Raw genomic sequence first — 23,674 nt, 5'->3', positions numbered from 1 at the left:
CGAAAGGGTCGTCAGATGAAGCGCCTGCTACTCCCCGCCATGATCCTCAGCCTGGCCCTGACCGGCTGCGTCGCGCCGACCGGCCCGGTCGAGGTGACGCGGTTCCACGCGCAGGATATTGCGCCGCTGGGCAAGGGCACGATCGCGGTCGAGCCGGCGCCGGGCCATGATGGCGCCTCGCTTGAATGGAAAGCCTATCAGGCGGCGATCGAGCGCCAGTTGGCGCTGATCGGCTACTCCACTGTTCCGGCCGGTACGGCCAGCACCCAGGTGGCTCAGCTGCGGCTGTCGCGCGAAAGCTACCGGCCCGAGCGTTCGGGCGGTCCAGTCAGCGTCGGGGTCGGCGGTTCGACTGGCTCCTATGGCTCGGGCCTGGGCGTCGGCATCGGCATCAACCTTTCACCGCGTCCGTCGGAGCAGGTCCGGACCGATCTGGGCGTGATCATCCGCGACCGGGCCAGCGGCACGGCATTGTGGGAAGGCCGCGCGAATTTCACGGTGCGCAGCGGCTCCCCGCTGGCTGCTACCTCGCTTGGGGCAGCAAAGATGGCGGAAGCCCTGTTCAAGGGCTTCCCCGGACAATCGGGTGAGACTATCGCGGTCAAATGACCGCACCTGATATCCAGATCGACGCCGCTTTCGATAGTGGCAACATCGAAGTCCTTGCCATCGCCGGTGCAACCGCACGGCTGGCGATCCGCAAGGATACCAATTCCGACTTCTTTCAGTGGTTCCACTTTCGCGTCGGCAATGCTGCCGGGCGCGCCTTGGAACTGAAGCTGACGGGCCTTGCCGCCTCGGCCTATCCCGGCGGCTGGCCGGGCTATAACGCCGCGGTCAGCGAGGACCGCGAATACTGGGGCCGCGCGGCCAGCAGCTATGATCCTGATGAGGACGGCGGCACGCTGACGATCCGTTACCAGCCAGCCGGCGATCTTGCCTGGTTTGCCTATTTCGCGCCTTATTCCTGGGAACGGCACCAGGACCTGATCGCCAGCACGGCCCTGGCCGATGGTGTTTCGCATCGCGTGCTCGGCCGCAGCCATGACGGCCGCTCGATCGATTGCCTCGATTTCGGTACGGGCCCCAAGCAGGTCTGGCTCTATGCTCGCCAGCATCCGGGCGAATCGATGGCCGAATGGTGGATGGAGGGCGCGCTCGATTGCCTGACCGATCCGGCCGACCCGGTTGGCCGTGCGCTGCGTCAGCACTGCACGTTTCATGTCGTGCCCAATGCCAATCCCGATGGCTCGGTGCGCGGCAACCTGCGCACCAATTCGCTGGGCGTGAACCTAAACCGCGAATGGAACAACCCGACGGCCGAGCAATCGCCCGAGGTCCTGGCGATCCGCGCCGCGATGGACGCGACCGGTGTCGATTTCGCAATGGATGTCCACGGCGACGAGGCGATCCCGGCGGTGTTCCTTGCCGGGTTCGAAGGTATTCCTTCGGCCAACTCTGAGCAGCAGGGCGGGTTTGACCGGTACAAGGCGATCCTGGATCGGCGTACGCCCGATTTCCAGACGAAGCTGGGCTATCCGGTTTCCGGGCCTGGCCGGGCCAACTTGGCGATGAGCACCAACCAGCTTGCCGAACGCTTCGGCGCGGTTTCGATGACGCTGGAAATGCCGTTCAAGGACAACCACGACCTGCCCGATCTGGCGCAGGGCTGGTCGCCCGAACGCTCGGCCCAGCTGGGCCGCGATTGCATGGCGGCGCTGCTGGAGTGGCTTGACGCTTAGCCTAGGTTCGCAGGGCCGAAGGCGTGGGGCAGCAGGGCTGAAAGCTTGAGTTCCAGCACTTCGTCCTGGCCCGAGCACCAGATCACCGGGTCAGTCTCGCCCAGTTGAGCGAGCTCGTTCAGCACCTGGCGGCAGCGACCGCAGGGGGTGACGGTGGGGCCGGGGTTCCCATGCATCCCGCCAACCACGGCAACGGCTTCCAGTCCGCCGCGCCGGCCCTCGTTCATCGCCTTGGCGACGGCATTGGTTTCGGCGCAGAGCGCCAGGCCATAGCTGGCGTTCTCCGCATTGGCGCCGGTTACCACGCTGCCATCGGCAAAGCCCAGGGCGGCGCCGACGTGGAAGTTCGAATAGGGCGCATAGGCCTTTGCCTGAGCGGCCTTGGCGGCGGCGATCAGGGTGTCGCGGTCATGGGTCATGTCGGACGCTATAGCCGGGTCAGGGCTGCACCACCACCCAGCGCACCCCGCCGGTCAGGGCCGGAACGGAGAGCCGATCATTGGCGGTCCACAGCGCCCAGGGCCGGCCGGCATAGTCAGGCTGAAAGCGCAATTGCTCCAGCCATACATTGCGATCGACCCGCGCGGCGATCTTGTAGCGGCGCTCGAAACTGCGTGAGACCTTGAGGATCGCGGCCTTGCCGGTGTGGGTCTCGATCTGGTTGAGGAAGGTGGTGAGCTCGCTCTCCACTGCGGCGTCGCTGACCTTGATCGGGCAATCGTCGGCCAATTGGTCAAGCCATACGGCCGCCGGAAGCATCGCGCTGTCGCGCGGGACGACGGTGACAAAATTGGCCGCCTGCTTGTCAGCCGGCTGGCAGGGATCATAGCGGTGCACCGCCCCCCATTGCAGCTTGGCGGCCTTGGCACCTTCAAGGTTCTCGACGAACTGGGGATCGCGGGCAAAGGCGCTGGCCGAGGCATCGAGATAGGCAAAGTCTGCCCCGACGGCCTTCAGCGCCACCCAGTCAACCGGGCCATCCTCGCCGCCCACTTCCACGCCCTGGACGGGAAATTCGGTGCGCGACGGGGTCCAGCCTGCCAGATGCCACCAAGCCCAGCCGCTGCCTGCCAGGGCCAGCAGCAGTACGACGCCGACCAAGCGCAGCCGCAGCCGGCCGTTCTTCTTTCTTGCCATATTACCCGCTGACCCTTTTGCCCTGCTAGCCCCTGATATGCAGGACGCAAATCAGGGTGAACAGCCGCCGTGCCGTGGCAAAATCGGTTTCGACCTTGCCCTCCAGCCGCTCCAGCAGCAGTTCCGCTGCCTCGTTGTGAACCCCGCGGCGGGCCATGTCGATGGTCTCGATCTCGGCCGCGGTCGCCTTGCGGATCGCCTGGTAATAGGAATCGCAGATCGCGAAATAGTCACGGATCGGGCGGCGAAACCGGCCGAGGCCAAGGATGAGCGATTCGAGCTGCTGGCCATCCTCGCTGGCGATTTCCAGCGCCAACCGCCCATCGGCGACCGACAGGCGCAGCCGGTAAGGGCCCTGGTGCCCGGCCTCCCAGGCGCGCAGCGGCTTGAAGGTATTTTCCTCGATCAGGTCGAAGATGGCGATCCGCCGTTCCTGCTCGATATCGGCGTTGCGCCACAGGATTGTGGCCTCGTCGAGCTCGATATGGATGATCCGTGCGTCCCCCATGGCGGGGCATCTTTCGCAGATGCGAAATGGCGCGGCAAGTCTCCACAGGCTGTGGATGAAAACCGTTCACCGCACTGCTTGCACTGACTCCGGTCCCGGCGCATTGATCGCCTCCCATGGCCGAACCGATCCCCTTTGCCCGTCCCGATGAAGCCGCCGCCCGCGCGCTGCCCGCCAACGTGGAAGCCGAGGCGGCGTTTCTGGGCGCGGCCTTGATCGACAACCGGGTGATTGAAGAACTGGTTACGCCGCTCAGGCCCGATCACTTCTTCGAGCCGGCCCATGTCCGGATCTATGACCGGATCCTGCAGCTGCTTGATCGCAAGGCGGTGGTCACCCCGGTCACGCTGAAGCCCTATTTCGAGGCGGATGAGGCGCTGAAGGAACTGGGCGGCGCCTCCTACCTCGCGCGGCTGACCGCCGATGGCCAGGGTCTGCTCGCGCCGCGCGAGCTGGCCGAGCAGATCTATGACCTGGCGCTGCTGCGCGAACTGGTTTCGGTTGGTCGCACGCTGGTCAACGATGCGCTCGATACCTCGGAAAGCGTCGAGCCGCTGGAACAGGTCGCCCGGGCCGAAGCCGCGCTTTACCGGGTGGCCGAAGGGGCCTCGGTCGGTAGCGAGGCGCAGACGTTTCGCAGCTCAAGCCTGGCCGCGATCACCCAGATCGAAAAGGCGCTCAATTCAGGCGGCCACATCTCGGGCCTGACGACCGGCCTCGACGATCTCAATTCCAAGATCGGCGGCCTGCACGATTCGGACCTGATCATCCTCGCTGGCCGTCCGGCGATGGGCAAAACCTCGCTCGTCACCAATATCGCCTTCAACTGCGCCGAGCGTTACCTGCGTGACCTTGCCGACGGGATCGATCCCAAGAAGTCGGTCGGCGCGCCGGTCGCCTTCTTCAGCCTGGAAATGAGCGCCGACCAGCTGGCCACGCGTATCCTGGCCGAACAGGCCGAGATCAGCAGCGAGCGGCTGCGCATGGGCAAGATCAGCCGCGAGGATTTCCAGAAGATCTCCTTCGCCAGCCAGCGCCTGGCCGAACTGCCGCTCTACATCGACGATACGCCCGCGCTGTCGATCGCCGCGCTGCGCACCCGTGCCCGCCGGCTAAAGCGCAAGCACGATATTGGCCTGATCGTGATCGACTATCTGCAGCTGCTGCAAGGATCGGGCCGGGCCAATGACAATCGCGTCAACGAAATCTCGGAGATCAGCCGCGGTCTCAAGACCCTGGCCAAGGAGCTGTCGGTCCCGGTGATCGCCCTGTCGCAGCTCAGCCGCGCGGTCGAAAGCCGCGAGGACAAGCGCCCGCAGCTGGCGGACCTGCGCGAGAGCGGCTCGATCGAGCAGGACGCCGACATGGTCTGGTTCATTTTCCGCGAGGAGTATTACCACAACGCGGCCAAGCCCGACGAGCCGAGCGAGACCAGCGGCAGCGATGCGATTGCCAAATACGATGCCTGGATGCAGCGCCACCTCGAAGTGGTGAACAAGGCCACCGTGATCATCGCCAAGCAGCGCCACGGCTCGACCGGGAACGTCTACCTGCACTTCCAAAGCGAGTTCACCAAGTTCGGCAATCTGGCGCCCGATTCGCGGAGTTACGAGTCCTACGAATAAATATTAGAAAACAATAATTTAAATGTTTTTTTCTTGACTTGCGAATCGCGCGGCGCGTAACAGCCGATCATTCCCGGATTTCACTGAACTGGAGTGCCCGATGGCGCGCGTTACCGTTGAAGATTGCGTCGACAAGATCCCGAACCGTTTCGACCTGGTGCTGATGGCTGCCCAGCGTGCCCGCGAAATCTCGGGCGGTGCGGAACTGACCATCGACCGCGATCGTGACAAGAACCCGGTCGTCGCCCTGCGCGAAATCGCTGAGCAGACCGTACGTCCTGACCTGCTCAAGGAAACCGTCATCAACTCGCTGCAGCGCGTCCTGCCCGAAGACGATGACGAGGTGGATGACATCGGCTCGCTCAGCCAGTCGGCCGAAGCGCTGCGGATCACCGCCGCGGCCCCGGTCCGCAATACCTCGCTGGGCGGCGATTACGACGGCTGATTTCAGCCACGCATGTTGCCCGCAAACGGCCCGCTTCCAGACTGGAAGCGGGCCGTTTTGCTGTGACGATCAGTTACAGGGATAGGTCTTGATGAAGTAGTCGGCCATCGCCGCCTTCATCGTCATATTCGCCCGCTTGGCAGCCGGATAAGTGCGCAGGTGGGCCAGCACTTCGTTTGACGATGGGCGCGCGCCCTTGGGCGGGCAGGAGCTGGGCTTGCCGGCGGCGCGTTCCTGCTGCAGCCGTGCGCCATAGGCCATGCCCGCAGCCTGACCCTCGGCCCGGAGCAACTTGATGTCGGACGAGCCGAGCGCCATCAGCCCCTTGGCCTTGAGCGCATCGGCCTTGGACAGAAAGGTCGCGACCGACATATCGCCGGTCGTCGCCATGGCCGGCGTGGCCATCAGCAAGGCAAAAAGGGCAAGACGGCGCATTTAATTCTCCCAGATCGTTTTGCACTGGATGGCTTGACCGCGCGCGGCTGACAAGACCATGAACAACCGGGCGGTGGAGATAAGGCGATGAGCGGCACGGACTTTATTGGTGATCTGGCCCAGGGCGTACTGACGGCCCGGGCCGTGGAACCAGCGCATGGCGAAGGGCCGGATGATGGCCATACCCACGAGCAGGCCTGCCTCAACTGTGGTACCGTGCTGATTGGCAGCCACTGTCATGCCTGTGGGCAGCCAGCGCATGTCCACAAGACGCTTGGTGCCTTCTTTCATGACCTGCTGCACGGCGTGTTCCATTTCGAGGGCAAGATCTGGCGGACCTTGCCGCTGCTGGCCTGGCGTCCAGGACGGCTGACGCGCGAATACATCGATGGGCGCCGCGCGAGCTATGTCAGCCCGATCGCGCTGTTTCTGTTCGTGGTCTTCCTGACCTTTGCGGTCTTCAACCTGCTCGGCAGCCCGATTGGCTTCAACAACCAGGGCCAGAACAAGGGCATTGAACAGGGGATCAGCGAGGCCGAGCAGGAAGCGATCCAGGCCCAGGCCACGGCTGAGGCCAAACTGGCCGATGCCAAGGCCGGGAAAGGCGGGGACCTGGCACGGCTGGAGAAGGACGTTGAGGGCGCACGCAATGCTGTCAAGGTGATCCAGGTTGCCAAGGGCGGGGAGCTGCCGACCGATATCGCCTCCGCCAATACGGCAGCGGAAAAGTCTGCTGCCGATGCAATCAATCGCGCCTGGCAGCACGCGCGCGAGAACCCCGAACTGACGATCTACAAGCTGCAGAACAGTGCCTACAAGTTTTCGTGGCTGCTGATTCCGCTATCGGTGCCGTTCATGTGGCTGCTGTTCCCGTTCAGCCGCCGGTTCCACCTTTATGATCACACGGTCTTCGTGACCTATTCGCTCAGCTTCATGCTGCTTTTGCTGGCCGCTATCAGCGTGCTAACGGTATGGGGCGGGGCCGGCGTCCTGGTGGGCGCGCTGTTCTTCTATGCGCCGTTCCACATCTATCGCCAGTTGCGCGATGCCTATGGTCTGGGCCGGTTCGGGGCCTGGTGCCGCACCTGGTTCCTGGCCGCCTTCGCCTTCACGGTATTGGGGCTGTTTGCGACGGTACTGACGCTGCTGGTGGCGGTCTAAATCACCACCAGCGCATAGTGCATCAGGCGCCCTGGGCCGCCGCGTCGCCGCCGTTGAAGCGCTTGCCGGCCTTGGGGATGGCCGAACCCTTGACTGGGCTGGGTGAAGCCGGGCCGCTTGGCCGATCGGGGCGATCAAGCTTGCCGCTATCCATCAGCTGGTTGATCTCGTCGCCGGTCAGGGTTTCGTACTCCAGTAGGGCATTGGCCAGCAGGTGCAGCTTGTCCTCGTGGGTCTTGAGGATGTCCGTGGCGCGCTTGTGCGCCCCTTCGACCAGGCCCTTGATCTCGGCATCGATCAGGTCGTTGGTCTTGCCCGAGCGGAAGGTCCGTTGGCTGCCGCCATAGCCAAGGTAACCTTCCTGGGTTTCCTCATACTGCAGTGGGCCAAGCTTGTCCGACATGCCCCACTGCGTGACCATGTTGCGGGCCAGGCTGGTGGCATACTGGATGTCCGAGCTGGCGCCTGAGCTGACCTTGTCATGGCCGAAGATCAGTTCTTCCGCCACGCGCCCGCCCATCGCGACCGAAAGGTTCGCGTGCATCTTGTCACGGTGGTAGGAATAGCTGTCCCGCTCCGGCAGGCGCATCACCATGCCCAGCGCCCGGCCGCGCGGGATGATAGTCGCCTTGTGGATCGGATCGGACGCCGCTTCCTTGACCGAGACGATGGCATGGCCGGCCTCGTGGTAAGCGGTCATCCGCTTCTCGTCCTCGGTCATGACCATCGAACGACGTTCGGCGCCCATCATGACCTTGTCCTTGGCGTCCTCGAACTCCTGCATCGCAACCAGGCGCTTGTTGCGGCGCGCGGCCAGCAGGGCAGCCTCGTTGACCAGGTTGGCAAGGTCCGCACCCGAGAAACCGGGGGTGCCGCGCGCAATCACGCGCGGGTTGACGTCCGGCGCCAGCGGGACCTTCTTCATGTGGACGGCCAGGATCTGCTCACGCCCATCGACATCGGGCACCGGTACCACGACCTGGCGGTCGAACCGGCCAGGGCGCAGCAGCGCCGGGTCGAGTACGTCGGGGCGGTTGGTCGCGGCGATAATGATGATGCCTTCGTTGGCCTCGAACCCGTCCATCTCGACCAGCAGCTGGTTCAGCGTCTGCTCGCGCTCATCGTTCGAATTGCCCAGGCCATGGCCGCGGTGGCGGCCGACCGCGTCAATTTCGTCGATGAAGACGATGCACGGCGCGTTCTTCTTGGCCTGTTCGAACATGTCGCGGACGCGACTGGCGCCGACGCCGACGAACATTTCGACAAAGTCCGAGCCCGAGATGGTGAAGAACGGCACGCCGGCTTCACCCGCAATGGCGCGGGCCAGCAGCGTCTTGCCGGTACCCGGCGAGCCGACCAGCAGCGCGCCCTTCGGAATCTGGCCGCCAAGCTTGGAAAAACGCTGCGGATCGCGCAGGAATTCGACGATTTCCTGTAGCTCTTCGCGCGCTTCGTCGATCCCGGCGACATCGGCAAAGGTCACGCGGCCCTGGCGTTCGGTCAGCAGCTTGGCCTTGGACTTGCCAAAGCCCATGGCCCCGCCGCCGCCGCCCTTCTGGACCTGGCGCAACGCGAAAAAGGCAATGCCCAGGATCAGCAGGAAGGGCAGGGTCTGGACCAGGATGTAGACCAGCAAGTTGCCTTCCTCGCTCGACTTACCTTCATACTTAACGCCGTTGTCCTGCAGCAGCGGCTGCAAGGTCGGGTCGTTTGGCACCGGAACGGTCGAGAACGTACCGCCGTTCTTGTATTTGCCGAGGATCTTGGTTTCGCTGATCTGGACGCTGTCGACAGTTCCTTCGGCCACCCGGCTGCGGAAATCGGAATAGCCGATCTGCGGCCCCGGCGCGTCCCCGCGCGAGCCCAGCATGGTCACCACCAGCAGCAAGGCCAGGAAAATCCCGCCCCACACCAGCATGGTCTTGATCCACGGATTGCCGCTCGGCTGATCGTCATTCATGCGTATCGCATCCTTTCGTCACACCTATGTAGGCGCGAGAACCTTAAGCGCAAGTTTGCGGCGACTTGCAGAAAGCCGTTTGCGCCGGGTTGCCGATTTCAGAAATCGGGCGCTGCGGCGGCAATTCAGAAATCGACCGCGATCCCGTTCCGTTCCCAATCGCCGTAGCGGGTTGGGGAAAGGCCCGCCGGGTCCTCTTCTGCCTTGGCTTCCTGCGGCTGGGGCGCGGGCGCATCGCTCCAGTGGGCCGGCTTGGTGAAGGTTTGCGGACGATGGGTGGCGCGCTTGGTCATGGTGCCTATCTGGCTATTGCAGACGCCTGCGTCTAGGGGCAGCAGCAATGGATATTCCCGGTCTCCCCGCGCGCAAGGCTGCGCTGAAGCTGCTCGATGCCGTACTGCGCCGGGGCGAGACGCTCGATCAGGCGGCACAACCGGCCTTGCAGGGCGTTCGCGCCTATGCCGACCGCGCGCTGGCCCGCGCCTTGGCTGGCGAGGCGCTGCGCTGGCTGATCGATCTCGACGCCCTGATTGATAGCGCCACGCGGCAAATCCTGCCCGAAGATGCCAAGCCGCGCATGGCACTGCGGCTGATGCTCGCCGGTTGGTTGCGACTGGAAACCCCGCCGCATGCCGTGATCGCGACCGGCCTGCCGCTGCTGGCGGGCGGGCCGCGACGGCTGGCGCACGGGGTCTTTTCAACCTTGGTAAAGCGCGGGGTGACCTTGCCCGCCGTGCCCACCCTGCCCACAAAAGTGCTGGAGCGGTGGGGCGAGCGAGCCGGAGCAGTTGCGGCAGGGTTGGCCGTGCCGCCGCCGCTCGACCTGACCTTGCGCGATCCAGCAACGAGTGCCGAATGGGCCGAGCGGCTCGGCGGAACCAGCCTATTGCCGGGCCATGTCCGGCTGGAACGCGGCACGGCGGTCGAACGGCTGGAAGGCTTCAAGGATGGCGCCTGGTGGGTGCAGGACCTGGCCGCCAGCCTGCCGGCGCGTCTGCTTGGTCCGGGTGAAGGGCGGACGGTGCTTGATCTGTGCGCCGCGCCCGGCGGCAAGACCATGCAGCTAGCCGCGGCGGGCTGGCAGGTCACCGCGCTCGATGCCGGGGCCAAGCGGCTTCAGCGGATGCAGGAGAACCTGACGCGCACCGGCCTCTCGGCCGAACTGGTCCAGGCCGATGCCTTGCAGTGGGAACCGGCAGGACCGTTCGACGCGGTCTTGCTCGATGCGCCCTGTACGGCAACCGGCACCTGCCGCCGCCATCCCGACGTGCTCCACCGCATCGGCCCGCGCCAGGTTGCCGAACTGGCCCAATTGCAGGCCGCGCTACTCGAGCGGGCTCAGCGTTGGGTCAAGCCCGGTGGCCATCTGGTCTATGCTACCTGCTCGCTCGAACGCGAGGAGGGCGAGGATCAGGCGGTCACGGTTACGCTGACGCCTGACCCGATCCGCGGGGAGGAACTTCCCGCCAATCTGACCGCGACCGACGAAGGCTGGCTCCGCACCGATCCAGGCCTGCTCGCCGATCTCGGCGGATTGGACGGCTTTTTCATAGCGCGATGGCAGTGTTAGCCGACCGGCCTGGGCCAATATCAGCGCCAGCGTGACTGCGTTCGCGACTGGGGATGCACCCAGCCCGGCTGGGAACAAGTCTTGGGATGGCAGGTTAGCCGTTGGTGCTTGAAGACGAGAAGAGGCTGATAGCGCACGTGGAGCGCATGGCTGAGGAGTTACTCAGTCTGACCAACCAGCTGAGTTCCTTCACCAATTCCCGAACAGTTGGCAGCACGCGCAGTCCATTCAAGTTCGACGGTGCCGATCGAACCGAGCCGGGTGCCGTCACCGAAGCCCAACTTGCCCATAACTTGGTGGATCCGCTGCCTGATCCACGCTTGGTCCGCCGGATCATCCGCTATCGCCAGATGCGCGCGCAGCATTTCGGACCAGATCTCTTCGCCGATCCGGTCTGGGACATGCTGCTCGATCTGGCGGCAGCGAGGGCCGAACACCGGCTGGTCTCGGTCACCTCGCTCTGCATTGCTTCGGGCGTGCCCAGCACGACCGCGCTGCGTTATATCGGGGTGCTGGAAGAACTCGGTCTGATCGAACGAACCGCCGATGCGCGCGATCGCCGGCGGCGCTTTGTCGGCTTGTCGCGCAAGGGTGCCTTGGCCATGGCCCGCTATTTTGCCGATGTCGCGCGGCAGGCTGGCGGATCGCCCTAGCCTTTCAGCTTTTCGGAAAAGCCCTTCTGCAGCTTGGCCAGCTTGGGCGGGATCACAGCCAGGCAATAGGGGTTCCGCTGGCCTTCGCCCTGCCAGTACTCCTGGTGATAGTCCTCGGCCGGATACCATTCCGCCGGCCCCTCAATCGTGGTGACGGCCTGCTCCCCCGGATGGGCCGCATTCCAGCGCGCGATCCCGGCCTCGCATTCGGCGCGCTGCGCTTCGTCGAGCGGGAACAGCGCGGTGCGGTACTGGGTACCGATATCGTTGCCCTGGCGATTGAGCTGCGTCGGATCATGGGTGCCCATGTGGATGTCGAGCAGGTCGGCGAAGGACACCACGGCCGGATCGAAAGTCAGCTTGATCGCTTCGGCATGGCCGGTCGTGCCGGTGCAGACCGCCTTGTAGGTCGGGTGCGGAACGGTCCCGCCGATATAGCCGCTTTCCACCGCGGAAACCCCCGCGATCGAGCGGAACACCGCCTCGGTGCACCAGAAGCATCCACCTGCAAAAATTGCTTCAGCCATCAATCATGCCTTTCGTCTGTGAGCGCGGAGATAGGAACGAAGGACCGCCTTGTCATCTGGGCTTTGGACCCTAACTTGCCGGCAGTTTCCCCCGGAGAGGACTTCCCCCCATGCGCCGTGCCATCTTGCTGCTGTCTGCTTTCGCTTTTGCCGCCCCTTCGGTTACCGCCGCGGCTCAGACCGCCCCCGCCCAGACCAAGGCAATCAAGGCCGAAATCGCCGCCGCGGTCGCCAGCCCGCTGCGCGACAAGGACAAGGCCCGCGACCAGTATCGCCGTCCGGCCGAAACGCTGGAATTCTTCCAGGTCGCGCCGGATATGAAGGTGGGTGAATATGCCCCCGGCGGTGAGTGGTACTCGCGCCTGCTGGGCCTTTATCTCGGCCCCAAGGGCAAGCTGGTCGGACTCTATTTCGATCCCACGTCCGGCGCATTCAGTGAAGCCGCTCAGAAGGGCATCCGCGATGGTGCGGCCAAGTACCCGGCCGATGTCGCCGCCGCCTCCGGCCTCCCGGCCGAGCGTTTCTCGGCGATGACGCTGGAGAAGCTGCCCGATGCCGAAAAGGGCACCTTTGACCGCATTCTGGTGATGCGGATGATGCACAACCTGCTGCGCTGGAACATCGCCGACCGCGAAATCAAGGCGATGCGCGAACTGCTGAAGCCTGGTGGCATGATCGGGATCGAACAGCACCGCGCCAAGCCGGACGCGCCCTATTCCTATACCGATGGCAGCAAGGGCTATCTGCGCGAGGCCGATGTGATCAAGTTCATGGAAGTGAACGGCTTCACCTATGTCGGCAAGAGCGAGGCCAATGCCAACAAGAAGGACCCGGCCAACTGGGAAGGCGGCGTCTGGACCCTGCCGCCGATGCTGCGCGGCGCCAAGGAAGAGGACAAGGCGCGGCTCCAGGCGATCGGCGAGAGCGACCGGATGACGCTGCTGTTCCGCAAGCGTCCTTGATGAGCAGCGCTTCGTAACCTAAGTGCGGCGGCATGAGCATGCTCACTGTCGCCGCCCTGCAATTGCCGCTTGGCTCCTCTGACGAGGCCGAGAATATTGCCGCTGTCACCGCACTGGTGGAGCAGGCGGCCGGGCAGGGCGCGCAGGTGATTCTGCCGCCCGAGCTCTTTTCCGGCCCCTATTTCTGCAAGCAGGAGGACGAGGCGCTGTTCGCTCTGGCGCGGCCGAAGACCGAGCACCCCTCGGTCGTGGCGATGCAGGCCCTTGCCGCAAAGCTGAACGTCGCGATCCCGACCAGCTTCTTTGAGCGCGACGGGCACCATTATTACAACACGCTCGCCTGGATCGATCCCGATGGTCAGATCCAGGGGACTTACCGCAAGAGTCACATCCCCGACGGGCCGGGCTATGAAGAGAAGTACTATTTCCGCCCGGGCAATGATGGCTTCAAGGTCTGGAACGCTTTCGGCCACAAGCTGGGCGTCGGTATCTGCTGGGACCAGTGGTACCCCGAAACCGCCCGTGTCTTGGCGCTGCTTGGGGCCGAAGTGTTATTCTATCCCACCGCCATCGGCAGCGAACCTTATGATGCCGATCTCGACACCAGCCGGATGTGGCGGCGGGCGATGCAGGGCCATGCGGTGTCGAACTGTATGCCGGTGGTCGCCGCCAACCGGATCGGCACCGAAGACGGGCAGCGGTTCTACGGCCATTCCTTCATCACCGACGAATGGGGTGATCTGGTAGAAGAGTTTGGCGCTGACGAATCCGGCGTGCTCGTCCAGCGGCTCGACCTGACTCGCGCGGCAAGACACCGCGCCGGTATGGGCTTCTTCCGTGATCGCCGCCCCCAGCTCTACGGCCGGATCGCGCAGGACATCTGAACTTTGCGCCAGCGCTATCTGATCGCGCTGGGTTCGAACAAGCGCCACCACCGCCACGGCTCGCCGCCGCAGGTGCTGCGTGCGGCGCTGGCCGCGCTGGCCGAGGCGGGCGTGGAAATTGCGGCTGCTGCGCCGGTTCTGGCCAATGCCCCGCTAGGCCCCTCACTACGCCGCTACGCCAACAGCGCCGCGCTGGTCGTGACCGAACTTGCGCCTGATGAACTGTTGAACCTGCTCAAGACCATTGAGCGCCAATTCGGGCGGCGGCCAGGCGGGCAGCGCTGGGCCTCCCGAGTACTTGATCTCGACCTGGTATTGTGGAGCGGCGGCGCCTGGTCCTCGCCCGGGCTTACCATTCCGCACGCTGCATTTCGCGAACGCGATTTCGTGCTGACCCCGGCCCTGGCCCTGGCACCCGTCTGGCGCGACCCGCTGACCAATCTTTCGCTGCGTCAACTCAAGGCCCGCTTGACCCGCCCCCGCCCCATGCCTAGGTGAGCGCTCCCGTCCGCAAGCACGGTAGGGGCCCTTAGCTCAGTCGGTAGAGCAACTGACTTTTAATCAGTAGGTCGCTGGTTCGAACCCAGCAGGGCTCACCAACCCTTCGATCATGACGCTCCCGCGAACCAGGTAATCCCCGAGGACTTGCTGCGAAACGCAGCTACCGCCGCGTTGCCACCATCAGCGCCTTCACCCAGGTCGGTTCCAAGGATTGCCGGCGCTGGCGTGCGAAGCGATCGAAGCAAAACTCTGGCGCTATGGCCCTAGCTTGGCTTTCTGATGGTGCCGATAATCTGCGGCTGACCGACACTTAGCATGCCGTAACGGGGCGTGGAGGCATCCAACTCTACCCGCAGTGATACCCGCTCTGGCCTGGAAGTCAGAATGTCCGCAGCCGCATCGAACTTCTCAACGCCTTCGTAAGCGATGAGGCCCGAGATATTGGAAAGGGCTATCAGGTCGCCAATAGAGTGTCCGTAAAGTCTTGTATCTTGACGCTCTACTGTAATGCTCGCCCCTGCGAAAACCGGCGCGGAACCGATGCTTGCATGCGGCTTATCGCCAAGCAGCGATAACCGCTCCGCGCAAGCGCGCTTGTGCGCTTCCAAAGTCTGGCGATCATAGCGCTCAGTATAAGCTTCAAAACAGGCGCCAGTAAAAGATACCGTCTCATCCGCAAATATAACTATCATCACCCCGTCGGGTCTTAGCTTCTCATAGAGAAATGCAAAGTCAACGAAGAGGTCAGGGAAAAAATAGAGGGAATGAACGACAAAGATGATATCATAATCGTCTGAAATTCGGATTTTTCCGCTATCAATTTTGTCGCGCGGAGAAAAATCCTCTGTAATGCTCTGTCGCAGAGTTATATTGTCCCAATTGCGTAATCGCATTGTGTACGCATCGATGTAATCCGGGTTTGGATCAAGTATATCGATTTTTGAACCTTGCGGGATGCTATCGGAGAATAGCTCAAACGTTGCTTCATCGCCGCAGCCAATATCGAGAATGGTTTTCGGTGCTTCGCCCATGTCAGCAAGAATGCGCTTTATTGCTGGGATCATCTTGTCTCGTTGATCGGTACCCAACATTAAAGTCCTGTTGAGTGGATCTTTTTTCTGCAGCCGAGCATATGCATTGAAGTATTGTTGATGGATGTCGAGGTTCGAAAACTCGTTCCTAATCAATAGCCTGGCTTCTTGCATTACCAGTGGAGCAGTGACGCGATCTGTTGGCATCGGATCATCTGGCATCTTTTGTCTCTTGTTGGTTTCTTATGGTCCGGATTGTTCGATTTATCGCATTGAAAGATCGAGGAAATGCCGTGATCGGCGATGTCGAACTCTGCTGATGATCCTGCTCCAGGGCACACCCATCTGCTTCTCCAAGCGGGAGCTCGGGCTGCGCGGCGGGACCGGTGCGGGCTCTCGCAAGGATAGAACAAACGCTGCGGGCCGGCGTCAACGATGCGGCGGCAGGGCAGTCCTGAATGACAATAATCGGACTGCTATTCGCAGTCCGAGCACAAGTGACAGCGCATCAAGGAGCTGTCGATTGCCGCTCTGGCCGGGACAGGAGGCCTCGGCGTTTGGCCTGTTACCCCTGTCCTTCGCGAGCCGTGTACCGACCGGCTGTTGGTCAATCAGCAGGAAGCAGGTTCGAACCCACCTGGGCTGACCATCACACTCAGCCGCGCAGCCGCTGATAGAGGATGCGTGTTTCCAGCAGGTTCGCAATCCGCAATGCGATCTCGATCACGTCGAAGGGTTTTGAGACAAAGTCCTTAGCCCCCAGCGCCAGGGCGCGCCGGCGGGCGGCGATGGTGCTGTCGGCGGTCAGGACCAGCACCGGACGGAACTCGTCCGGGCGGTCATGGCGCTTGAAGGCTTCAAGCAGCTGGAAGCCGTCGACCTCGGGCATCATCAGGTCAAGCAGCACCAGGTCGGGCTCAAGCTGAACAAAGGCCTCGAGCGCGGTGGTTGGATCGGTGATCGCGTGAATGTCGGTATAGCCCTCGCGCTCCAGCACGCTGGCCAGCAAGAGGACGTTGGCGTCCTCGTCATCGACGATCAGGATGCGCCGGCTGCGGATCTCGGCGCTATCGATCAGGTTGCCGCTCATGCCCTCTGCTTTCCTGCCTTGCTCCGGGCCGAGCTGGAGCGGGCGCGGCTGGGGAGTGTGAACCAGAACCGCGCCCCCTGTTCCGGCGCTTCGTAGCCAATCTGACCACCCATCGATTCCACCAGCCGTTTGGAGAGCGCGAGGCCCAACCCGGTGCCATCAACTTTCGCCCGGCTCTGCTGGCCCAGCCGGTCGAACGGCGTAAACAGGCGCGATACTTCGCTGCTGGCGACGCCCGTGCCGTCATCTTCCACCTCGACCCGGATGTCGCGACCCTTGGAGGAGCAAGTGAGGCGTACCTGGCTGCCCGTGCGATTGTACTTGGCGGCATTGGAGACCAGGTTGAGCATGACCTGGACCACACGCCGCCGATCAGCCCAGGCGACCAATGGCTCGGCCGGCTGCTCAAGCACGAATTTGAGGCCGGCCGTGGCGACAATCGGGGCGGCGAGGCCGTGGACTTCCTGCAGCAGCTCACCAAGATCGATCTGCTCAAGGTTCAGCTCAGCTCCGCCGGCCTCGATGCTTGAGATATCGAGCAGGTCGTTGATCAGCGAAAGCAGGTGGCGCCCCGCCTTCATGATCTGGCTCAGCGCCTCGCGGTGGCGGGGCTCGAACTGGTCCTCGTCCAGCTCGAGCAGTTGCCCGAAACCGAGGATCGCCGACATCGGCGTGCGCAATTCGTGGCTGGTGCGTGAGAGGAACTCGCTCTTGGCGAGATTCGCGGCGATCGCTTCTTCGCGGGCAAAGCGCAGCGCTTCCTCGCTGCGGCGGCGCTCGGTCATGTCGCGGGTAACCTTGGCAAAGCCGCGCAGCGCGCCGTGTTCATCGTGCAGGGCAGTGATTACCACGTTGGCCCAGAACGGGCTGCCATCCTTGCGCAGCCGCCAGCCCTCGTCCTCGGCTGTGCCATCGCGGCGGGCACGTTCCAGCATCTGCGCGGGCAGGTGGCCGCGGGTCTCTTCGGGATAGAACCGGCTGAAGTGGTGGCCCAGGATCTCCTCGGCTTCCCAGCCCTTGATCCGCTGCGCGCCGAGGTTCCAAGAGGTGACCACGCCCTGGGGATCGAGCGCGAAAATGCCGTAGTCCTGCACTTCCTCGATCACCAGGCGGAAGCGCTCCTCGCTCTCACGCAGAGCCTGCTCGCGGCCACGGAGGAGGGCGCTGGCCCGAGCCATGCGCTGCGCCAGACGGCCGATCTCGTCGGCATCATCGGGCATTTCAGCCAGTTCCTCGCCCCGCGCGAGCAGTTCGGCATTGGCTTCGAGTATCTGGACGCGGCGCACGATCCCGGTGGAGAACAGGTAAACCGCCGCCAGGCTGCCGAGCAGGCCGACCACCGCGCTGATCGCAGTCAGCAGCAGGAAGCGGCCGCGCACTTCGTCCACGCGCGCCCGGCGCTGATCGAGCAGCACGCCTTCGCGGCGCTGAATCAGCTCGATTTCCTGGCGCATGGCGTCGAGCACGATCTTGTTGGAGACCAGCGCCGGTTCGATCGCGGCCCGGTTGCCATTGCGGGCCAGGTCGACAATGCTCTTCAGACCTTCGCGTTTGCGGGCGGTCAGTTCGTTGATCCGGTTGAAGCGTTCGCGCACCTCGCGGTCGCGGATCGCCTGGTCGAGCCGGACCATGGTGGGCGGCAGGCTCGCCTCGGCCTTGCGATAGGGTTCAAGGAATCGCTCCTGCCCAGTCAGGGCATAGCCGCGCACGCCGGCAGCGGCCTCAGCCAGCAGGGCATGGACCTGATAGGTATCGCGCTGGATCGCGAAGGCGCGGCGCACGTCGTTTTCAGCTCGAACCTCGGCATTGCTGGCGATGTAGAGCGAAACCAGCGCGCCGAGCAGGATCGCCAGCGGCAGTGCGATCACCACCAGACCCTTCAGCGCCAGGCGGCGGTCAGCCCAGAAGCGGGTCATGCGGCGCGCAGGCATTGGCCGGGTCATGCCGGACCAGCCCGCGCGACAAGCACCGCCGCCTGGGTCCGGTCGGCGACGCCCAGCTTGGCGATGATCCGCTCGACATGGGCCTTGACGGTCGCCGGGCTGACGCCAAGCTGGCGGGCGATTTCCTTGTTGGTCAGCCCCTCGGCGATCTGCGCCAGCACTTCACGCTCTCGCGGAGTGAGCGTGTTCAGCGCATCGGCAGGGCGGACCTCGCGCTCGTTCTGGCGCAGTGCGGCATTGATCAGATTGAGCGGCATCACGCTCTGCCCGGCCATGACCTGGCTGACGGCGCCGCGCAGCTCGGCGATCGAGGCATCCTTCAGCACATAGCCTGCTGCCCCTGCGGCCAGCGCCTCACGGACATAGGCCGGCATATCGTGGAGCGAGAGCATCAGCACCCGGCTGGGCAGGCCTAGTGCGGCAATCCGGCGGGTGGCCTCCAGCCCATCGATCCCAGGGCCTAAGCGGACATCCATCAGCACCACGTCGGGCTGCAAGCGGGCGACCAGGTCAACGGCTTCCTCACCGCTGGTTGCCTCGCCGACCACTTCCAGGCCGTCACCGGCCAGCACCGATTTCAGCCCCTCGCGCGCGAGCTGGTGATCGTCAACGATCAGGATTCGCACAGTCATGCTCAGGCGACTTTCGGAAACCGGGCAAGAACCGTGACGCCGCCTTTGGCCGGTGCCTGCCAGTCGAGCGTGCCGCCGATCGAGACCATCCGCTCGCGCATCACATCGATGCCGAAATGCGGCGTGCCGGCATCTTCCACCGCGCTGCGGCCCTGGCCCTGGTCGGCAATCCGCAGATAAGGCCGTGCGTCGCCATGCCGCGCGGCAAGCTCAAGGCTGACCGGGCAGGGCCCGCCAGCGTGCTTGCGGACATTGGCCAGGGCTTCCTGCGCCACCCGGTAGAGGGCGGTTTCGATATGGGTGGGCCAGCGGGCCACGTCGCTGGCGATGCTGACCTGCACCTTGTAACCCTCGGCCTCCAGCGCCTCGGCCAGGGTGCGCAGGGCAGCTTCTAGGCCCAGATCGTCGAGCACGGTCGGTCGCAGCCCGCGGATCACGCCGCGCAGCTCACCCACCAGGTCGCGGGCAATAGCGGCCAGCTTGGCGCGGTCAGCCGTGCCGGCCCCGCCCTCGAGCAGGCGGGCCAGGGCAGTTGCCGTCTGGGCCACGCCGTCATGCAGTTCGTGGCTGACCCGGCGGCGCTCTTCCTCCTGCGCCGAGAACAGCCGCCCGACCACGAATTCCAGCCGCGCCTCGCGCTCCTGCAGTTCGCGGGCGCGGTTGATCCGGTCGATCGTCGCGCCGAGCATTTCGAGCTGCAGCCGCACGGCTTCGCGGTCCTCGGGATCGGAAATGTCCTCAAGCCGCAGCAGTCCGTCGATCGCCAGGACCGCCAGCACCCGGCCTTCGCTGCCCGGCGCCGGGATCGGCAGGCCTTCGCCCGCCCCGGTCTGAACGGTCCCGCCGCGCCGGCCCAGGAAATACCCCAGCCGGTCGGCGCAGCCCTGCAGGATCGCATCGAGCGTCGCGGCCTCGGCCAGGGCGAGCTGGCGGCCATTGGTGGACAGCAGGCGCAGCCGCGCGGCCCGCGCCTCGGCCGCGCGATAAAGCTCGCGCAGTTCGGCGACGGTTTCGACCTCGGGGGCCAGGGCCGGATTCCCGCTCTGCATGGCCCCCCTCTAGGGCCTGGCGGCAAATGTGCATAGGCCATCCGGCCTAGGCCGCGCGGCCCGCCATACGGCCAATTCCTGCTGCCTTTCCCGAAGCCTAGTTAACCCACGACGATTGGCACACTGCCCTGCCGGGCGGCCAAACGATCAAGATAAAGGTTCACGAGGAGTACACCCATGAAGAGCTTCAAGATCCGCAGTGCTGCCCTGGCCGCCCTGCTGCCGCTGGCGGCGATCGCCACTCCGGCCGTTGCCCACGATCACGCCGCGCCCAAGGCTGCCGCCGCCGCGATCTATGCCCCGATCACCCAGGCCGAAGTCGAAGCCGCGCAGCAGGCCTGGGGCAAGGCCCTGGTCGCCATCTCGACCGAATACGACACCAAGGGCTTTGCTGCCGCCAAGACTCTGGCTGGCCAGGTGCTTGATGGCGCCTATGGCTATGGCATGGGTCCGGTGCTGTTCAAGCCGACCCTGACTGTCGCCCCGCAGACTTTCCGCACGAGCCGCGACGGCGCGCTGGCCTACTTCGTCGGCGGCGACAAGGCCTATCCGGCCGACACCGGCTTTGCCCTCAAGGGCTGGCGCAAGTTCCAGATCGACAATGCCGGCATCGTCATCACCGGCAATTCGGCCATCTCGATGGGCAATGTCACGCTGTGGGATGCCAAGGGCAACATGACCAAGGTCGACAAGACCTGGGCCTGGACCCGCGGTGCCGATGGCCAACTCAAGATCGTCCTCCACCACTCTTCGCTGCCGTACTCGGCCAAGTAAGCGAAGGGTCGCGGGCAGGCGGCTGTCGTCCCCCATCCCGGCAGCCGTCTGTTCCCGCACCTTTCCTGACCGGGCATCAGAACCGGCAGGCTTTAGTCTCCCGTCCCTCCCAACTGCGAGATATCCCGAAATGACCAAGCGCATTGCCGCAGCCCTGGCGGCTGCCAGCACCCTTGCCCTCGCCACGCCTGCCTGGGCCGGCGATTCCGAAGGCAAGATCCAGATCAAGGCCTTTGCCACTGGCGTTCTGCCCAATGGCGAGATCACCGAAGTGCGTACCAACCTGGTCGGCGCACCGGCCACCAGCGACAGCCAGGCCAGCGATTCGGTCGTGCCGACCCTGGCGATCGAATACTTCTTCTCGAAGAACGTCTCGGTCGAGACGATCTGCTGCGTCACGCCGCATGATGTGACCGGCAAGGGCGGTCTGGCTGGCGCGGCGCTGGTCAACGATGCGATCATCCTGCCCGCGACGGTGACGCTGAAGTATCACTTCGATCTGGGCGCAGTGAAGCCTTACATCGGCGCCGGTCCGGCCCATTTCTTCATCTTCAGCGAAGGTGTGGGCGCAAGCGCAGCGGCGCTCGGCGCGACTCGCGTCAACCTGTCCAACGAGTTCGGTCTGGCGCTGCAGGCCGGTTTCGACCTGCCGCTCAACGACAAGGGCCTGGGCTTCAGCCTTGACGCCAAGCGCTACTTCGTTGGCACCACCGCCAGCTTCTTTGCCGGCAACACCCTGGCGCTGCAGACCAAGCACAAGCTGGATCCGTGGGTCGTCAGCGGCGGTCTGAGCTACCGCTTCTGATCGGGACAGCCTGACAGTTCGAGTTAGCGCGAGCCAGGGCCCAGTGCCCTGGCTCGTTGCGTTTGGCCGGATAGTGTCCCGAATCCCGTGGCGCACAAATCGGCTTTGCATTTGCCGGGGGATTGTCCGAAACACCCGGGTGTTTCCGGCTGAATCCATAGGTATGCCACCGCCGATGTCCATCAGCGCGCCCTTGCCGCCCCCGATCGCCTTGTCGATCGGCGTCACCGGCCACCGGATCGGCAATGCCGCGTTTAGTGCCAATCGCGCCCGAATCGAGCGCGTCCTGGCGGATGTCATGGACCGGATCGATGCGGCCGCTGCCGCTGCAGCGGCGCCGATCCGTCTCCACAGCCTGCTGACCGACGGGGTTGACCAGATCGCCGCCCGCCATGCGCTGGACCATGGCTGGGAACTGGTCGCGCCGCTGCCGTTTGGCCGCGACCTCAACGTTGCAATCAATGCTCTTCCCGAAACAGTCGCCGATGGCCAGGCGCTGGCAGCAGGGCGCGCGGCGTCTGACCCGGTGACCGAAGCCCGCGCCGCAGCGATCCGCGAGCTGGCCGCTTCGGCCCGGCTGTTCGAACTGGCTGAGCGTGACGCCCTGCTCAACCGGCTGTTTATCGATAAGCTGGCCGCGCCGACCGACCTTCATGCCGCCCAGGCCTTTGCCGCACGCTGCTCAGCCCGGGTTGCCCTGGCCGGGCGGGTGCTGATCGAGCAGTCGGACTTGGTGATCGGCGTGTGGGACGGGATCAGCCGTGCTTTCCTGGGCGGTACTGGCCACACCATTTCGGAAGCACTGGAGCATGGCACGCCCGTGATCTGGATTGATGCCAATGCGCCCGAGGACTGGCAGATCCTGCGCGCGCCTGAAGCTTTGGCAGCCAGCGGCCAGGTCGATGTCGACCAGCGCGAAGCGGCGCTGGTCGAGCTTGTCGGGGCCGCACTGAAGCCGCCCGGAGAGGATCGCACCCCCGGTCTGGCCAACGAACGCTGGCGTCCGCACAGCAACCGGATTGCGACGTCCTACCGCCGGATCGAGGCGCTGTTTGCGGGCGAAGGGCACCGCTTCCGCTCACTGCGCCAGGTCTATGAAACGCCTGAAGCCATCGCCGCGGGCAGCGGCGCAAGCCTGCTGGCGCTGGCGCGGGATCTGCCCGGCGCCGATCCCGCTATGCCCGCAGCGATCGAGCAGCAGGTGCTGCGCCGCTTCGCCTGGACTGACGGTGTTTCGGCCTGGCTATCCGATGCCTATCGCGGCGGGATGATCGCCAACTTCATATTCTCTGCGTTCGCGGTGGTGGTTGGCATTCTTTACGATCCGCTGGGGCTGGCTGATCGCAAATGGCTGTTTGCCAGCACCGAACTGCTGCTGCTCTCCACCATCCTGTTGATCACATTTGTCGGCAGCCGGCTGCGCTGGCACGGCCGCTGGTTCGAAACGCGCCGGGTTGCGGAGTATCTGCGTCATGCCCCGATCCTGCTGCTGCTGGGAGTGGCGAGGGCACCGGGACGCTGGCCACAGGGCGCCGATGTTGCCTGGCCCGAATACCATGCCCGCCGCGCGCTGCGCGCGGTGGGGCTGCCGAGAGTTGCGCTGAGCCCGGCCTATTTGCGGCAGGCCCTGTCGGATCTGCTCGATCGCCACGTCGTCAGCCAGCGCGATTACCACTGGGGCAAGGCCCGCCGCCTGACTGCGGTGCATCACAACCTCGATACCTTCTCAACCCGGCTCTTCCAGCTGGCTGTGGCCTCGGTCACGGTCTACCTCGTGGTCAAGGCGGGATCGGTGCTGGGGCTGGTGCCGCATGGCTGGCCGCAGGCCCTCTCGAAGCCCGGCACCTTTCTGGGCGTCGCCTTGCCGACCTTCGGCGCGGCGATCGCGGGCATCCGCTACTTCGGCGATTTCGAGCGGTTCGCCGCCATCTCGGAAGTGACCGCGGCGAAGCTGGACGGCCTGCATTCGCGCATCACGCTGCTGCTGGCGGCACCGGATGACCGGATTGACTATGCCCGCGTCTCCGAACTGGCCCATGCCGTCGACGACGTGGTGGTGAGCGAGATCGAGAACTGGCAGGCCGTGTTCGGCGGCAAGCATATCGCAGTCCCGGTCTGAACGCGGCGCCCTGGCGCGCCGCAGGGCCTGCATACGTTTTCCCAGCGTCCAGCGGGTTGCGGGGGTGGTATGGGGTCACTACGCCAAACTCGTCGCAGGGGACCGAATCCGGTATCCTGCA

Annotated in this window: 25 protein-coding genes and 1 tRNA gene; 14 read left to right on the top strand and 12 right to left on the bottom strand. The window is 64.5% G+C overall.

Annotation, left to right across the window (positions count from 1 at the left end):
- Positions 1-15 precede the first annotated feature (15 nt).
- Both FRF71_RS03690 and FRF71_RS03685 read left to right on the top strand, forming a co-directional pair.
- Complete coding sequence (locus FRF71_RS03690) at positions 16-609, top strand: DUF4136 domain-containing protein (RefSeq protein ID WP_147089295.1); 594 nt, start codon at positions 16-18, stop codon at positions 607-609.
- Positions 606-1,742 (top strand): M14 family metallopeptidase, encoded by a 1,137-nt coding sequence (locus tag FRF71_RS03685; RefSeq protein WP_147089294.1) that lies wholly within the window; start codon positions 606-608, stop codon positions 1,740-1,742. Before FRF71_RS03690 ends, FRF71_RS03685 begins: the two co-directional genes overlap by 4 nt.
- On the opposite strand, the gene FRF71_RS03680 is transcribed toward FRF71_RS03685, so the two are convergent.
- The 3 genes from FRF71_RS03680 to FRF71_RS03670 are packed head-to-tail and all read right to left on the bottom strand — an operon-like array spanning position 1,739 to position 3,387.
- Positions 1,739-2,161: a cytidine deaminase gene (locus FRF71_RS03680; RefSeq protein WP_147089293.1), complete on the bottom strand. Its 423-nt coding sequence runs from the start codon at positions 2,159-2,161 to the stop codon at positions 1,739-1,741. The genes FRF71_RS03685 and FRF71_RS03680 overlap by 4 nt on opposite strands.
- 19 nt (positions 2,162-2,180) lie before the next feature.
- Positions 2,181-2,879 (bottom strand): glycoside hydrolase family 25 protein, encoded by a 699-nt coding sequence (locus FRF71_RS03675; protein WP_147089292.1) that lies wholly within the window; start codon positions 2,877-2,879, stop codon positions 2,181-2,183.
- A 25-nt stretch (positions 2,880-2,904) separates the two neighbouring features.
- Positions 2,905-3,387 carry a UPF0262 family protein gene (locus FRF71_RS03670; RefSeq protein ID WP_147089291.1) on the bottom strand — a complete coding sequence of 161 codons (483 nt, stop codon included), beginning with the start codon at positions 3,385-3,387 and terminating at the stop codon, positions 2,905-2,907.
- 116 nt (positions 3,388-3,503) lie between these two features.
- Between FRF71_RS03670 and FRF71_RS03665 the strand changes: the two genes are divergently transcribed.
- Together FRF71_RS03665 and rpoZ are read left to right on the top strand one after the other, a co-directional pair.
- A complete protein-coding gene (locus FRF71_RS03665) occupies positions 3,504-5,012 on the top strand; it encodes a replicative DNA helicase (RefSeq protein ID WP_147089290.1) in 1,509 nt (502 codons plus the stop codon).
- A 100-nt stretch (positions 5,013-5,112) separates the two neighbouring features.
- Positions 5,113-5,457: a DNA-directed RNA polymerase subunit omega gene (gene rpoZ / locus FRF71_RS03660; protein WP_147089289.1), complete on the top strand. Its 345-nt coding sequence runs from the start codon at positions 5,113-5,115 to the stop codon at positions 5,455-5,457.
- A 69-nt stretch (positions 5,458-5,526) separates the two neighbouring features.
- Here rpoZ and FRF71_RS03655 read toward each other — a convergent pair whose 3' ends face one another.
- Positions 5,527-5,892, bottom strand: coding sequence for a hypothetical protein (locus FRF71_RS03655; RefSeq protein WP_147089288.1), 366 nt, complete (start codon positions 5,890-5,892; stop codon positions 5,527-5,529).
- Positions 5,893-5,979: 87 nt separating this feature from the next.
- On the opposite strand from FRF71_RS03655, the gene FRF71_RS03650 reads away from it, so the two are divergent.
- Positions 5,980-7,053 carry a DUF3667 domain-containing protein gene (locus FRF71_RS03650; protein WP_147089287.1) on the top strand — a complete coding sequence of 358 codons (1,074 nt, stop codon included), beginning with the start codon at positions 5,980-5,982 and terminating at the stop codon, positions 7,051-7,053.
- A 22-nt stretch (positions 7,054-7,075) separates the two neighbouring features.
- Here the strand turns inward: FRF71_RS03650 and ftsH are convergent, their stop codons facing one another.
- Together ftsH and FRF71_RS03640 are read right to left on the bottom strand one after the other, a co-directional pair.
- Positions 7,076-9,013 carry an ATP-dependent zinc metalloprotease FtsH gene (gene ftsH / locus FRF71_RS03645; protein WP_147089286.1) on the bottom strand — a complete coding sequence of 646 codons (1,938 nt, stop codon included), beginning with the start codon at positions 9,011-9,013 and terminating at the stop codon, positions 7,076-7,078.
- Between the two features lie 125 nt (positions 9,014-9,138).
- Positions 9,139-9,306 (bottom strand): DUF1674 domain-containing protein, encoded by a 168-nt coding sequence (locus tag FRF71_RS03640; protein WP_147089285.1) that lies wholly within the window; start codon positions 9,304-9,306, stop codon positions 9,139-9,141.
- Between the two features lie 47 nt (positions 9,307-9,353).
- Between FRF71_RS03640 and FRF71_RS03635 the strand changes: the two genes are divergently transcribed.
- Together FRF71_RS03635 and FRF71_RS03630 are read left to right on the top strand one after the other, a co-directional pair.
- Positions 9,354-10,583 carry an RsmB/NOP family class I SAM-dependent RNA methyltransferase gene (locus tag FRF71_RS03635; RefSeq protein WP_147089284.1) on the top strand — a complete coding sequence of 410 codons (1,230 nt, stop codon included), beginning with the start codon at positions 9,354-9,356 and terminating at the stop codon, positions 10,581-10,583.
- 146 nt (positions 10,584-10,729) lie between these two features.
- Positions 10,730-11,236 (top strand): winged helix DNA-binding protein, encoded by a 507-nt coding sequence (locus tag FRF71_RS03630; protein WP_147089283.1) that lies wholly within the window; start codon positions 10,730-10,732, stop codon positions 11,234-11,236.
- Here the strand turns inward: FRF71_RS03630 and msrA are convergent.
- Positions 11,233-11,763, bottom strand: coding sequence for a peptide-methionine (S)-S-oxide reductase MsrA (msrA, locus tag FRF71_RS03625; RefSeq protein WP_147089282.1), 531 nt, complete (start codon positions 11,761-11,763; stop codon positions 11,233-11,235). The two genes, FRF71_RS03630 and msrA, sit on opposite strands and share 4 nt — an antisense overlap.
- Before the next feature lie 110 nt (positions 11,764-11,873).
- Between msrA and FRF71_RS03620 the strand changes: the two genes are divergently transcribed.
- From FRF71_RS03620 to FRF71_RS03605, 4 genes are all read left to right on the top strand, one after another.
- Positions 11,874-12,725 carry a class I SAM-dependent methyltransferase gene (locus tag FRF71_RS03620; protein ID WP_147089281.1) on the top strand — a complete coding sequence of 284 codons (852 nt, stop codon included), beginning with the start codon at positions 11,874-11,876 and terminating at the stop codon, positions 12,723-12,725.
- Positions 12,726-12,757: 32 nt separating this feature from the next.
- Positions 12,758-13,609 (top strand): N-carbamoylputrescine amidase, encoded by an 852-nt coding sequence (gene aguB / locus FRF71_RS03615; protein WP_147089280.1) that lies wholly within the window; start codon positions 12,758-12,760, stop codon positions 13,607-13,609.
- Positions 13,610-13,612: 3 nt separating this feature from the next.
- The gene (folK, locus tag FRF71_RS03610) at positions 13,613-14,107 is read left to right on the top strand and encodes a 2-amino-4-hydroxy-6-hydroxymethyldihydropteridine diphosphokinase (protein WP_147089279.1); all 495 of its coding nucleotides are present in this window, start codon (positions 13,613-13,615) and stop codon (positions 14,105-14,107) included.
- A 25-nt stretch (positions 14,108-14,132) separates the two neighbouring features.
- Positions 14,133-14,208, top strand: a tRNA-Lys gene (locus FRF71_RS03605).
- 165 nt (positions 14,209-14,373) lie between these two features.
- Here FRF71_RS03605 and FRF71_RS03600 read toward each other — a convergent pair.
- The 5 genes from FRF71_RS03600 to FRF71_RS03580 form a co-directional block, all read right to left on the bottom strand.
- Positions 14,374-15,363: a class I SAM-dependent methyltransferase gene (locus FRF71_RS03600; RefSeq protein WP_147089278.1), complete on the bottom strand. Its 990-nt coding sequence runs from the start codon at positions 15,361-15,363 to the stop codon at positions 14,374-14,376.
- 433 nt (positions 15,364-15,796) lie between these two features.
- Complete coding sequence (locus FRF71_RS03595) at positions 15,797-16,231, bottom strand: response regulator (protein WP_192900025.1); 435 nt, start codon at positions 16,229-16,231, stop codon at positions 15,797-15,799.
- Positions 16,228-18,162 carry a sensor histidine kinase gene (locus FRF71_RS03590; RefSeq protein WP_147089277.1) on the bottom strand — a complete coding sequence of 645 codons (1,935 nt, stop codon included), beginning with the start codon at positions 18,160-18,162 and terminating at the stop codon, positions 16,228-16,230. Before FRF71_RS03590 ends, FRF71_RS03595 begins: the two co-directional genes overlap by 4 nt.
- An 8-nt stretch (positions 18,163-18,170) precedes the next feature.
- The gene (locus FRF71_RS03585; RefSeq protein ID WP_147089276.1) at positions 18,171-18,806 is read right to left on the bottom strand and encodes a sigma-70 family RNA polymerase sigma factor; all 636 of its coding nucleotides are present in this window, start codon (positions 18,804-18,806) and stop codon (positions 18,171-18,173) included.
- Positions 18,807-18,808: 2 nt separating this feature from the next.
- Positions 18,809-19,855: a sensor histidine kinase gene (locus FRF71_RS03580; protein ID WP_147089275.1), complete on the bottom strand. Its 1,047-nt coding sequence runs from the start codon at positions 19,853-19,855 to the stop codon at positions 18,809-18,811.
- Positions 19,856-20,032: 177 nt separating this feature from the next.
- Between FRF71_RS03580 and FRF71_RS03575 the strand changes: the two genes are divergently transcribed.
- The 3 genes from FRF71_RS03575 (at position 20,033) to FRF71_RS03565 (ending at position 23,553) form a co-directional block, all read left to right on the top strand.
- Positions 20,033-20,629 (top strand): phosphoribosyl-AMP cyclohydrolase, encoded by a 597-nt coding sequence (locus FRF71_RS03575; RefSeq protein ID WP_147089274.1) that lies wholly within the window; start codon positions 20,033-20,035, stop codon positions 20,627-20,629.
- A gap of 130 nt (positions 20,630-20,759) precedes the next feature.
- Positions 20,760-21,434, top strand: coding sequence for an OmpW family outer membrane protein (locus FRF71_RS03570; protein WP_147089273.1), 675 nt, complete (start codon positions 20,760-20,762; stop codon positions 21,432-21,434).
- A gap of 175 nt (positions 21,435-21,609) precedes the next feature.
- Positions 21,610-23,553, top strand: a complete 1,944-nt coding sequence (locus FRF71_RS03565) for a hypothetical protein (RefSeq protein WP_147089272.1) — start codon at positions 21,610-21,612, stop codon at positions 23,551-23,553.
- Positions 23,554-23,674 lie beyond the last annotated feature (121 nt).

The sequence above is a fragment of the Novosphingobium ginsenosidimutans genome (genome assembly GCF_007954425.1).
Taxonomy (GTDB): domain Bacteria; phylum Pseudomonadota; class Alphaproteobacteria; order Sphingomonadales; family Sphingomonadaceae; genus Novosphingobium; species Novosphingobium ginsenosidimutans.
This window is presented reverse-complemented; position numbering and strand designations above follow the sequence as displayed.